This is a genomic window from Streptococcus sp. CCH5-D3 (genome assembly GCF_001556435.1).
Lineage (GTDB): Bacteria > Bacillota > Bacilli > Lactobacillales > Streptococcaceae > Streptococcus.
The window spans coordinates 1-12504 of sequence record NZ_LSIW01000060.1 but is presented as its reverse complement, the minus strand read 5'-3'; the positions used below and the strand labels follow the sequence as shown (position 1 = coordinate 12504).

Genomic DNA, 12504 nt, shown 5'->3' with positions numbered 1-12504 from the left:
AAAGGAATGCTATGACAAAGATTGCTATGTTTACGGGGTCTTTTGATCCGATTACCAATGGGCATATGGATATTATTGCCAGAGCCAGCAAGCTCTTTGATGAGCTCTATATTGGACTATTTTATAATAAAAATAAGCAGGGCTTCTGGGACATTGAGACTCGCAAGCGTATCTTGGAAGAGGTTGTAGCAGATCTTCCCAATGTCAAGGTTATAACGGCTCACGATAGTCTGGCTGTAGATGTCGCCAGAGATCTTGGGGTGACTTATCTGGTTAGAGGCCTTCGTAATGCGACAGATTTTGACTATGAGGCTAATATGGATTATTTCAATAAGGGGCTGGCGCCTGAGCTTGAAACGGTTTATTTGATTGCTAGTCATGAGGTGACACCAGTGTCCTCGAGTCGTGTGCGTGAGTTGATTTATTTTGAGGGGGACATTAGTTCTTATGTTCCTCAAGTAGTTGTTAAGGAAGTGGAGGCCAAGCGTGGCAAACAAGAACGAATCTAAATCACTATTAGGGAAAATTTGGCGGATTAAGTGGTGGTTGCTAAGTATTTTTACGGTACTTTTCCTCCTCTTTTCCCTCTTTTTCCCGCTAAATAATTATTATGTTGAGCTTCCGGGTGGTGCTTTTGATACTAAGGAAGTCTTGACTGTAGATAAGAAAGCTGATGATTCAAAAGGATCCTACAATTTTGTGGCGGTGGCTCAAACCAAGGCAACTTTGGCCCTCATGCTCTATGCTCAGTTTAATGATTTTGCAAAGCTTCAAACAGCTGAAGAGGCGACTGGAAATTACTCTGACGAAGATTTCATGCGTATCAACCAGTTTTACATGGAGACTTCACAAAACCAGGCGATTTATCAGGGCTTGACTCTGGCTGGTAAGGAGGCTAGCTTGGAGTATATGGGTGTTTATGTGCTTCAGGTGGCTGATGATTCTAGTTTCAAGGGTGTCCTTAATATTGCGGATACGGTGACAGCTGTCAATGGCAAGACCTTTGATAATTCTACTGACTTGATTAAATACGTCCAAGGACTTAAGTTGGGTTCAAAAGTCAAGGTCACTTATACGACAGAGGACAAAGAAAAGACTGCCACTGGTAAGATCATTAAGATTGCTAATGGTAAAAATGGTATCGGTATTGGTTTGACGGATCATACTGAGGTCAAGAGTCCTGAAAACGTGAAGTTTAAACTTGATGGTGTTGGTGGACCAAGTGCGGGGCTTATGTTTACTTTGGCTATTTACGATCAGGTGTCTGGTCAAGACCTCAAGGCTGGCCGTAAAATTGCTGGAACAGGTACTATTGAAAAGGATGGGGCTGTCGGTGATATCGGTGGGGCCTACCTCAAGGTGAAATCAGCGGCTGATAGTGGCGCAGATATTTTCTTCGTGCCAAATAATCCAGTAACTAAGGAAATGAAAAAGGCTGATCCGGATGCCAAGACTAACTATCAAGAGGCCAAGGAAGCTGCCAAGAAACTGGGGACCAAGATGAAAATCGTTCCTGTTAAAACAGCTCAAGAAGCCATTGATTATTTGAAAAAGACTAAGTAAGAAGAGAGAGTAGGACAGGCAGAAATCCATGATTTTTGTCCTAGTCTTACTCTCTTTTTAAGGTCAAAGTGTTATAATAGTCTTTATGAAAAAACGTTATAGAACAGTCAATGATTACTATCGTGAAATTTTTGGCGAAAAGATTTTCAAACTTCCTATAGATGCGGGCTTTGATTGTCCCAACCGTGATGGCACAGTGGCTCACGGTGGCTGTACCTTTTGTACGGTATCGGGGTCTGGGGACGCCATTGTAGCTCCTGAGGCGCCGATTCGTGAGCAGTTTTACCATGAGATTGACTTTATGCACCGCAAGTGGCCAGAAGTTCAGAAATATCTGGTTTATTTTCAAAATTTTACCAATACCCACGCTCCGCTTGAGGTTATCAAGGAACGCTACGAACAGGCTATCAATGAGCCTGGTGTTGTTGGCATCAATATCGGGACTCGCCCAGACTGTTTGCCAGATGATGTGATTGATTATCTGGCAGAACTCACAGAACGTATGCATGTGACTGTTGAACTTGGTTTGCAGACGACTTATGAAGAAACGTCAGAACTCATTAACCGAGCACACAGCTATGAACTCTACGTGGAGACCGTGAAGCGTCTGCGTGAGCGTGCACCAAAGGCTGAAATTGTATCGCACTTGATTAATGGATTGCCAGGGGAAACCCACGAGATGATGGTGGAAAATGTTCGCCGCTGTGTGACGGACAATGACATTCAGGGAATCAAACTCCACCTCCTCCACCTGATGACCAATACGCGTATGCAAAGAGATTACCACGAGGGGCGTCTCAAATTGCTGAGCCAGGAAGAGTATGTGTCAATCATCTGTGACCAGTTGGAAATCATCCCTAAGGATATCGTCATTCATCGGATTACTGGTGATGCGCCGCGAGATATGTTGATTGGTCCTATGTGGAGTCTCAACAAGTGGGAAGTCCTTAATGCCATTGACAAAGAGATGGAACGTCGTGACTCATGGCAAGGGTGTAAAGTAGTTAGCGACAAGGAGGAAAAAGCATGATTAAGCGTCCCATTCATCTGTCTCATGACTTTCTAGCAGAAGTGCTGGACGATGAGAGTGTAGCTATCGATGCGACCATGGGAAATGGCAATGATACAGCCTTTCTGGCTGGCCTTGCCAAGAAGGTCTATGCTTTTGACGTGCAGGAGCAGGCGCTTGAAAAGACCAGTCAACGCTTGTCAGACCTGGGAATTGAAAATGCGGAACTCATTTTAGATGGTCACGAAAATCTGGACCATTATGTCACGGAACCTATTCGAGTAGCTATTTTCAATCTGGGCTACCTGCCATCTGCAGACAAAAGTGTCATCACTAAGCCCCATACGACTCTTGAGGCCATTGAGAAAATCCTTGACCGCTTAGAAGTTGGTGGGCGCTTGGCTATTATGATTTACTACGGTCATGATGGTGGTGATATGGAGAAGGATGCTGTGCTTGAGTACGTTATCGGTTTGGACCAGCGTGTTTTCACAGTCATGCTTTACCAACCCCTTAATCAAATTAATACCCCACCATTTTTGGTGATGTTGGAGAAATTACAATGATTACAGATGTTAAAGAAAAACTTGCAGATATGCAGGCCAAATATATTGATAAGCAGAGTGCCGAGGGTACTTTGAAAAAGGTTGATAATCGTAAAACGGCTAAGATCAAGAAAAAGTTAGCTAGTCTTGAGGTCGAACGTTGCCATAAACTTTTAGCCAAGGAAGATGTCACTGCCATTGATAAAAAAATTAGTAAGCAAAAAGAACTATTCTCAAACTGTTGTCATAAGGAAGGGTAGGAGGAGCTATGCATCTATCGTTAGCTTTGCTTGTTCTTCTTTTTAGCTTGATTTTATCGAACGTTATTAATCGTGTCTTTCCACGTCTTCCCTTACCTTTGATCCAAATTATTTTTGGAGTGGGTATCGGTTTTCTTTTTAAGGAACGTGCTTTCGAGCTTGAAACGGAACTTTTTCTAGCTTTCATTATTGCTCCCTTGCTGTTTCGTGAGGGTGAAGAAAGTGATATTACCAGTATTTTACGTAACTGGAAACTCATTCTATTTTTGATTTTTCCAGTCATCTTCGTGTCTACGCTGGGAATCGGTTATCTTGCTAAGGCTGTCTTGCCTGCCTCAGTGCCTTTGTCTGCCTGCCTAGCCATTGGGGCAGCCCTTGGGCCAACGGATTTGGTGGCCTATTCAGCTATTTCTAAACGCTTCAGTTTTCCAAAGTGGATTAGCTATATTTTGCAGGGTGAAGGACTTCTAAACGATGCCTCTGGCTTGGTTGCCTTTCAGGTGGCGGTTACCGCTTTGACAACGGGTGCTTTCTCCCTCCTTGATGCGAGCTGGAATTTGGTTATTTCTGTTATTGGTGGTTTTTTGGTTGGCTTGATTACAGCCTTATTTAATCGTCTCTTTTTGACCATTTTGGATAATATGGATGCTGCAGATGTCACAGGTGCTCTCTTACTAGAGTTGGTACTACCGATTTCCTCTTACTTTGTAGCCGAGGAAATTCATGCTTCCGGAATTATTGCTGTTGTCGTAGCAGGGATTTCACTTGCCAGTCGCTTTAAAAAAATCACCGTTTTTGATGCCAAGTTGGATAGTGTTTCTCATACGATTTGGGGAACCATTACCTTCATGCTTAATGGCATGGTCTTTTTCCTCTTGGGAACAGAACTTCCAACCCTAGCAGCCCCAGTACTGCGTAGCACTACCTACGATAATCTCTGGATGCTTCTTGCTATCGTCCTTTTAACAGCGACCATGTTTGGCATTCGTTTTGTTATGATTAGTGCGGTATTTGCCCAAAGAGCTTGGAGGGCCAAACGATCACTGAAAAAAATCTGGAAGGGTGCTACTCTTTTAACCTTTTCTGGGGTCAAAGGAACGGTCTCAATTGCAACCATCCTTTTGCTTCCGGTTGCCAATATGACGGCTTTGGAACATAGTCTCTTGCTCTTTACGGTAGCGGGTGTCACTTTATTAAGTTTCTTAACAGGTATCTTAGTCCTACCTAAGCTAGCCACTGGACCAGCGCACACAACCAACCATTATATGCAGATTGCCATTCTTAATGATGTGGTCGGCGAGTTGGAAAAAGATCTAAAACAGTCAACTAATCAAGGAGCTGTCTATGCTACTATTGACAACTACAATCAACGCTTGGAAGATTTAATCTTGGAGCAGGAATCAAATGATGTCAAAGAAGAGTTGGCCAATATCCGAGTCATGATTATGGAGATTGAGAGTGAGGGTCTGGAATATGCCTACAAGAAGGGTAAGATTTCAGAACTCGAATACAATCTCTACCAACGTTATATCAAGGGCTTAGAGCGTCGTATTAACCGTGGTTTTGTCTCTAGTCTTTCTTACGCTCTAGCTGTCTTTGTGCGTGGCCTTCGTAGATTGTTGCACTTGGCTCTTACTTTCAAGTTTCGTATTAATCAGGATGAAACTAGGAGGGGTCCTAGGTTGACGGAAGAAAACCGTGACCATATGGCTGAACTTTATTTGACAAATACGGAGCAGATTTTAGAAGCCTTGAGTAATCTGGAAGGTGTTTATCATTCAGAACTCTTGTCTTATTTGAAGCGTAATCGACTTCAAGAGGCTGAAATAATTCAGTCAGGTGCCTTTGTTGAGCGGGTTATCACCCACCTTCATCCAGACAATGTCGATGAAATGTTACGAGGCTACTATTTGGAACGTAAGGTTATCAACGAGTACGAGCAGGCTGAGCTTATCTCTAGCCGTTATGCCAAGCAGCTTCGTAAGGAGGTCAATACTTTGGAAGATTACTCTCTCAAAGAAACTAGCAACACTTTAACCTATGATATGATTAATTTGGCTCGAGGTCGAGCTTAAGTGAAGAAGCCAAGATTTTTCTTGGCTTCTTTTTAATGTCTCTCTTTTTCATTATCGTGGTTTGGAAAAAGAAAGCCCAGTCCTAGGCATGTTAGGATTCCTGCAACAATCAGGATGCTATTTGATATAGGGAGCAAGTCATAGATTGCATTAGCAATCATTAAACCAATCAAAGTACTCATGAGGCTAGATTTATAATCTTTTTTGATAAGATTTTCTATTGCAAAGAAAGCAAAAAGAGCGACTGGAAAGAGTGGCCAAAGGGACACCTCCAATTTGGGGAAGCCGAGAATACTGTAAGTGATAACTGTTACTGCTGTACCGATTAATCCAATACCTATTACTTTAGTCATGTTTTTACCTCGTTTTCTATATCTGAAAGATATTTTGCTTTAACACCTACTAAATTATCAAAAGGTTAACTTACGGACAATATCATTTGTCTATGTGGTTCATTCTAGAATCTATTCGGTCAAAAAGGACTGTTTTGTAATCAAGTAAAGAAAAGAGAAAATATTTCACCACAAGGATAAAACGCTTACATAAAAGGAGTATAATGATATTGAAAGATGTTTTCTCTAAGATTAAATGAAAGGTGGGGTAGTTGTATGTCCAGAAAAACTTGGTATTATATACTTATCTTTTTTGAAGTATTGTTAGCTCTTTCTATGCTTAGGTCTTATGGTTTGCATTTTGAGTATGAAACGCTCAATTCTGTATCCTTACTAAGTTCTCAATTTCCACAGCAACTCTTTTTAGTCTGGTTTGTTTTTAGGCTTTTGAAGGACAAGTGGAAAGCTGAGGGCGTCTTAGCTGTGCTTGCCTTCCATATTTGTCAGCTAGTTACCTATTTCATCATACCGGCTTCCATTTTTAAGCCTTGGTTGGTTTCCCCAGTTTTAACTATTATGTGCCTAATTTGGCTTGTCATTACGATTAGGAAGACAGAGCTTCCAACACTCTTAGCCTCTCTTAAGAGTTCGTCAGCTTGGCAGTCCTCTGTTCCCCTTCTTGGATTAGGGATGGTCGCCGTAGTATGGAGCACACACTATATAAATATTGATTTAGAAGATTTAAGTAGTCTTACTTCCATACTGTATCCTATACTAGAGTGTGCAAGTATATTTTTGTTCCTTACATTAATAGCTGAAACAACTCAAAAGAAATTAAGAATTTCTTCAATCCTTATCATAGTTACTAGTTTACTTGAGTTGGTTTATGGTTTCTTGGTTGACCATATCATTACTGATGTCTCTCTTTTTCTACTAGTAGTATCATCTTATCTTGTCTATCGTACAAACGGCAACACTTCCACACTAGTTGAAAAATGGCAGAAGAAGTATGGGGTTGAGTTGAGTGAAGATGATCTGCTGGTGGAGAAAAGAACCAAACCAGTCATTGAAAAGCGTAAGGTTTATGATTATGCGGAGAGCCAAAGACAACCAAATCCTCAAAGTCTTCATTCTCCTTGGCTTTGGACCGCTTTTATTCTATCCTTGAGGAATTTAGTTTTTAATATAATTGCAGTTTTCAATTATCCTACTGATGAAACCAATCCCTTAGCAGGTATCGGTTGGTTTATGTACTTCATCGTGATGATTCCATTAATTATTATTCCTACTGTGATGCTTCCAAATGCCATAAGAACTGCTGACAAAAACCGTCTATATATAGTTGCTATGTTATTTATTTTAGTTGCAAGAAGCTCTATAGAACAGCTCATCGTTCCAGCCTTAATTTTGTACGGTGTATCGAAAATAAAAGAGGGGTAGCCATAAAACAACAAGTCCCCTAGACCTAGTCTGAGGGACTTGTTTCTTAGATATTGTTTAAAAATTAGCCCTAAATCAAGCTACTTTATGACTGATCTCTATAAAAGAGGGTTAATGTAAAAACGATGGTCGTCAATTGGAATAATTTGAACAGGATTTTGATAGAAGTCAGCTAGAACTTCCGGTGTGATAATATCGTTTTTTGGTCCTTGTGCCACGATTCTTCCCTGACGGAGTAGGAGAATGTGGTCCATTTTTTCAGTAATCTCTTCAGCGTGGTGGGTGACGTAAAGAACCAATGGAGCATGTGGAAGCGAGGTGATACGGTCAATCTGACGTAAGAGTTTTTCGCGGGCAAAGAGGTCCAAGCCAACAGTCGCCTCGTCAAGGATAATAATGTCAGGATCTTCCATGAGACTGCGAGCAATCAAACAAATTTGTTTTTCTCCTTGAGACAGGCCATGGTATTTACGACCTATCAAATCTCCAGCACCAAGTGAGGTCAGCATGTCCTTGGCTTCTTGCAACTCCTTATCCCCATATGTCTTGTAGAGGATTGAGCTCTTGTATTTACCAGTAAGGACGATTTTTTCAGCAGTCATATGCTTAGGCAAACGCTCAGTGATGAAGGAGCTGACGATACCGATATGTTGACGAAGACCTGTGATGTCTCGATTCCCAAAGGTGTAGCCTAGTATCTCAGCCTTTCCCTCAGAAGGGAAGAATTCAGCTGTCAACAAACGTAGGAGGGTTGATTTTCCAGCACCGTTAAGTCCCAGGATAGCCCAGGTTTGTCCTTTTTCAACTGTCCAGTTAAGGTCAGACAAAAGTGTTTTTCCTTGGCGGGCCAAGCTGACATTTTCTAAGCGTATAAGTGACATAAGTCTCTCCTTCGATGATAAATTACTCTAATTATAGCATAAAATAGGAACCTATATTGGGAAATTGTGATATAATGGAAGTCAGAATTTTTTTAGAGGAGAAGAAAAAATGGAAGACTCCAGTGGTCAGTCCTTATTATTTCAATCTATTTTATTACTAATTTTAACCTTGCTTACGGCCTTTTTCTCAGCATCAGAGATGGCTTTAGTATCACTAAACCGTTCACGTGTGGAACAAAAGGCTGAAGAAGGCGACAAGAAATTTATTCGCCTGCTCAAGGTTCTTGAAAATCCAAATAACTTCTTATCAACCATTCAAGTTGGTATTACCTTTATCAGTCTCTTACAAGGGGCTAGTCTCTCCGCTTCACTAGGTGCAGTGATAGCGACTTGGTTTGGTCATGCAGCCTGGGCTAAGACAGCAGGTAGCATGATTTCATTGGTTGTCTTGACCTATATCTCGATTGTTTTTGGGGAACTCTATCCTAAACGTATTGCTATGAACCTCAAGGAAAATCTAGCCATCTACTCAGCACCAGTTATTATTGTTACTGGTAAGATTGTTAGTCCTTTTGTTTGGATTCTTTCAGCATCGACAAATCTTGTGTCTCGTTTGACGCCCATGACCTTTGATGATGCGGATGAGCAGATGACTCGGGATGAGATTGAGTACATGTTGACTAAGAGTGAAGATACACTTGAGGCTGAAGAAATTGAAATGCTTCAGGGGATTTTCTCTCTTGATGAATTGATGGCACGTGAGGTTATGGTCCCTCGTACCGATGCCTTCATGATTGATATCGAAGACAATACTCAAGAAAATATCCAAGCTATTCTTAAGGAAAGTTTCTCACGTATCCCTGTTTACGAGGATGACAAGGATAAGATTATCGGTGTCATTCATACTAAAAACCTTCTAAAAGCAGGTTTTGAACTTGGTTTTGAAAATATCAAACTTCGTCGAATCATGAACGAACCTCTCTTTGTTCCAGAGACTATCTTCGTAGATGATCTCTTGGCGGCCTTTCGTAACACCAATAATCAGATGGCTATCTTGCTTGATGAATACGGTGGCGTTGCTGGTCTTGTTACCTTCGAGGACCTTTTGGAAGAAATCGTTGGTGAGATTGACGACGAAACAGATAAAACTAGTGTGGAAGTTCGTGAAATTGGTGAGAATACTTATATTGTCGAAGGAGCTATGACTCTTAACGACTTCAATGAACATTTTGATACAGAACTTGAGAGTGATGACGTTGATACTATCGCAGGTTATTATTTGACTGGTGTGGGGGCCATCCCAACTCAAGAAGTCAAGGAACACTATTCAGTTATCAACAAGGACAAACACCTCGAATTTATCAATGATAAGGTTAAGGATGGTCGTGTAACCAAACTTAAGGTAATCATCACGGCAGCTCCAGAAGAGGCAGAAGAATAGTTTTCCACATGTTTTTATTAGAAAATATTGGAACTTAAAAGCGACTATTTACTAATTAGGCACTTTCTCTCATTATGAGTGAAAGTGCTTTTTCTTATCTATCTTGGAATATCCGCTTATCAAAATAATAAGATTAGAAAATGGCTATAAAGTACGTTATAAAGCCTTTTTTACCTATCCAAACTGCTAGACTTTGTCATAAAAAGAACTATAATTTTGGAGATACTCTAACATATTTTAGCGTATTGATAGATTTAGAATAAAAATAAATAAGATTTTAATTAAAACAGTCTTTTATTACTTTTTTATGGTAGAATATGAATTAACTGATAAATGAAAAAAAGGAGAATCTTAATGGCTTCTAAAAAATCTATATATAGTAGCTTGCTTTTACTCACCCTTACCCTAGGAGCTTTTGTACCAGTAACTTCTTTTGCGGACGACGGTATTGCGACAAATGATGCTGTTCTTACACAACCAACGACAGATCGTGTAGCAACAGGTCCTTCAACAGCCCCAAGTGATGGTGATTTGGCTCGTAGCAATGATTCAAACACAGGTGCGGCAACGCCAACAACACCTACAGCTCCTGAAGTACCAGCTGAACCAACAACACCAGCAACTCCAGAAACACCTGCGACACCGGCTCCAACAGTTGATTCATCAACAACACCAGCTGATAAACCAACTGAGAAACCAGCCGATAAGCCAGAAGAACCGGCCTCACCAACTGATAAAGGGACAAGTGAAGCAGCTCAAACCCCTGAAACTCCAGCAGTGAACGTTAATGGACAACCTGTTGTTACTGTAACACCAACAGCTCCAGTTATCACTGCAGCTGGCCAAACAATTGTGTCTACACAAAACAGCCAAATTGTCATCGCCAACACTGATGGTACAACAAGTGTTGTTGCTCCTGAAGCAGTGGGATTCAAAGTAAATGCTGACGGTACATTGACTGGTAAAGATGCTAAAGGTAAGGAAGTTACACTTCCTAAGACTGGTGAAGCATCAACAGTAATCTTGACATTGGCAGGAACATTCTTCCTTGCTGCTGCAGCCTTTTTGGGGCTTAAGAAACGTGCCTAATAATATAGATGATAAAAGACTGGATTTTTCCAGTTTTTTTGTTTTTCTTCTGGTATAGTATAGATATCATTTAATTTTAGATGTATTATAGTATAACCTTTGCTTGAATTCAGGCAGATATGGAGCATGTTTCTGATAAAAGAGGTATAATAAAAACATGTAAAAAGCGTTTACAAGGAGGCTGCCATGGCAGAAATTGATTACAGTCAGGTGACTGGACTTGTTCATTCAACCGAAAGTTTTGGATCCGTAGATGGTCCGGGTATCCGTTTTATTGTTTTCATGCAAGGCTGTAAGATGCGTTGTCAATATTGTCATAACCCAGACACTTGGGCTATGGAGTCAAATAAGGCTGTTGAACGTACGGTTGAAGATGTCTTAGATGAGGCTCTTCGTTTCCGTCATTTCTGGGGTGAGCATGGTGGTATCACTGTATCAGGTGGTGAGGCCATGCTTCAGATTGATTTTGTCACTGCCCTCTTTACAGAGGCTAAGAAGCTAGGAATTCACTGTACGCTTGATACTTGTGGGTTTGCTTACCGCAATACTCCTGAGTATCATGAAGTTGTTGACAAACTTTTGGCTGTAACTGACTTGGTTCTACTGGATATCAAAGAGATTGATCCTGAACAACACAAGTTTGTGACCCGTCAACCTAATAAGAATATCTTGGAATTTGCTCAGTATCTGTCTGATAAACAAGTTCCAGTCTGGATTCGCCATGTCTTGGTACCTGGTTTGACAGACTTTGACGAACACTTGATTAAGCTCGGCGAGTTTGTAAAAACCTTGAAAAATGTTGATAAATTTGAAATCCTTCCCTACCATACAATGGGTGAGTTCAAATGGCGTGAGCTCGGCATTCCCTATCCTTTGGAAGGGGTCAAACCACCAACAGCAGATCGGGTCAAAAATGCCAAAGCTCTCATGCACACTGAAACGTATCAAGAGTATAAAAATCGTATCGGTGTTAAAACCTTGGATTGAAAAAGAAGCTCTTGACAAGGGCTTTTTAACTTTGCTATTATTTAAGGAGCAATAAAGAGCAGGTAAATTATGTTTCGTATTTTAAAATTTGATGATGACTTTGTTTATCTCAGTCATCCTGACGGGCGACTTAAGAAAATAGATCGCACGCTTTTTGATTTTGATATAAAATTAGGAGACCGTATTGATGTCTACCAAGATGGGGACTTGACCGTTGTTACTCCGGCAGAAGTTCAAACGGACTTGAGCTTAGAGGGAGACAAATCTGTTAAATCACACCTCTTGCAAGGAATTTTAGATCTTTTCCTTGAGACTCTTAATATTCACAACAATCATTTGGGTGACTTGAAGAAGATTTTCACGCAATTATTGATTACACTCTTCATGGCTTGGAGCTTGCTAGGTGTTATTCTGGTTGAGATTCTTCTTTTCGCAGAATCGATTATTGTTTTCCTATGGAGACTCTTAGTTCGTCTTATTAAGTGGATGCATATTAAAGACAACACTAAGGTCTTGATTGATGAGACGCAAAAACGTCATGCTAAGCGTGAGCGTCAAAAAGCTCAAAGACTTGAGCAGGAAAGACGTCGCCAGGAAGAGCTAGAAGAACGTGAATACCTTCGTGAAACAGAACGTCAAAAGGAACTCATGATTGTTGAAGCTAGCCTTAGTCAGGAAGCAGAGCGTGAGAGCCTTTCAACTAGCCTTGCTTTAGAGCAAGCAGGTGCCTCAAGTCAATCTGCTAGTGAAGACTTGGTCGAAGAAAGCCAGTCAACTTCAGAGTCAGAAGTGATGTCTGAATCAGCAAAGTCTGAAAAATAGAACAAGATAAATTGCAAGAATAAGTGCAACATTTAGTCAAACTCATCCTCTAGAGCTTCA

13 protein-coding genes are annotated in these 12504 nt (G+C 40.8%); 11 read left to right on the top strand and 2 right to left on the bottom strand.

Annotated elements, in window-relative coordinates; translation table 11 throughout:
- Positions 1 to 11 precede the first annotated feature (11 nt).
- From coaD to AX662_RS03715, 6 genes are all read left to right on the top strand, one after another.
- Complete coding sequence (coaD, locus tag AX662_RS03740) at positions 12 to 509, top strand: pantetheine-phosphate adenylyltransferase (protein WP_021143683.1); 498 nt, start codon at positions 12 to 14, stop codon at positions 507 to 509.
- Positions 487 to 1563, top strand: a complete 1077-nt coding sequence (locus AX662_RS03735; protein ID WP_060971651.1) for a SepM family pheromone-processing serine protease — start codon at positions 487 to 489, stop codon at positions 1561 to 1563. Before coaD ends, AX662_RS03735 begins: the two co-directional genes overlap by 23 nt.
- A gap of 85 nt (positions 1564 to 1648) precedes the next feature.
- Positions 1649 to 2593, top strand: a complete 945-nt coding sequence (locus AX662_RS03730; RefSeq protein ID WP_060971650.1) for a TIGR01212 family radical SAM protein — start codon at positions 1649 to 1651, stop codon at positions 2591 to 2593.
- Complete coding sequence (locus AX662_RS03725; protein WP_060971649.1) at positions 2590 to 3138, top strand: tRNA (mnm(5)s(2)U34)-methyltransferase; 549 nt, start codon at positions 2590 to 2592, stop codon at positions 3136 to 3138. The genes AX662_RS03730 and AX662_RS03725 overlap by 4 nt, the downstream gene beginning before the upstream one ends.
- Entirely contained in the window at positions 3135 to 3377 is a 243-nt protein-coding gene (locus tag AX662_RS03720; protein ID WP_060971648.1) for a hypothetical protein, read from the top strand. Before AX662_RS03725 ends, AX662_RS03720 begins: the two co-directional genes overlap by 4 nt.
- An 8-nt stretch (positions 3378 to 3385) precedes the next feature.
- Positions 3386 to 5452 carry a cation:proton antiporter gene (locus AX662_RS03715; RefSeq protein ID WP_060971647.1) on the top strand — a complete coding sequence of 689 codons (2067 nt, stop codon included), beginning with the start codon at positions 3386 to 3388 and terminating at the stop codon, positions 5450 to 5452.
- A 32-nt stretch (positions 5453 to 5484) separates the two neighbouring features.
- Here the strand turns inward: AX662_RS03715 and AX662_RS03710 are convergent, their stop codons facing one another.
- Entirely contained in the window at positions 5485 to 5805 is a 321-nt protein-coding gene (locus AX662_RS03710) for a hypothetical protein (protein WP_013991101.1), read from the bottom strand.
- Positions 5806 to 6060: 255 nt separating this feature from the next.
- On the opposite strand from AX662_RS03710, the gene AX662_RS03705 reads away from it, so the two are divergent.
- Complete coding sequence (locus AX662_RS03705) at positions 6061 to 7224, top strand: hypothetical protein (protein WP_060971721.1); 1164 nt, start codon at positions 6061 to 6063, stop codon at positions 7222 to 7224.
- A gap of 98 nt (positions 7225 to 7322) precedes the next feature.
- Here AX662_RS03705 and AX662_RS03700 read toward each other — a convergent pair whose 3' ends face one another.
- Entirely contained in the window at positions 7323 to 8105 is a 783-nt protein-coding gene (locus AX662_RS03700; RefSeq protein ID WP_060971646.1) for an ABC transporter ATP-binding protein, read from the bottom strand.
- A 109-nt stretch (positions 8106 to 8214) separates the two neighbouring features.
- Between AX662_RS03700 and AX662_RS03695 the strand changes: the two genes are divergently transcribed.
- The 4 genes from AX662_RS03695 to AX662_RS03680 all read left to right on the top strand — a co-directional run bounded on the left by AX662_RS03695 (position 8215) and on the right by AX662_RS03680 (position 12444).
- Positions 8215 to 9546 (top strand): hemolysin family protein, encoded by a 1332-nt coding sequence (locus AX662_RS03695; protein WP_060971645.1) that lies wholly within the window; start codon positions 8215 to 8217, stop codon positions 9544 to 9546.
- 354 nt (positions 9547 to 9900) lie between these two features.
- Complete coding sequence (locus tag AX662_RS03690; protein ID WP_060971644.1) at positions 9901 to 10635, top strand: LPXTG cell wall anchor domain-containing protein; 735 nt, start codon at positions 9901 to 9903, stop codon at positions 10633 to 10635.
- A 186-nt stretch (positions 10636 to 10821) separates the two neighbouring features.
- Positions 10822 to 11622, top strand: coding sequence for a pyruvate formate-lyase-activating protein (pflA, locus tag AX662_RS03685; RefSeq protein ID WP_002891689.1), 801 nt, complete (start codon positions 10822 to 10824; stop codon positions 11620 to 11622).
- Between the two features lie 69 nt (positions 11623 to 11691).
- Positions 11692 to 12444, top strand: coding sequence for a hypothetical protein (locus tag AX662_RS03680; RefSeq protein WP_004183318.1), 753 nt, complete (start codon positions 11692 to 11694; stop codon positions 12442 to 12444).
- Positions 12445 to 12504 lie beyond the last annotated feature (60 nt).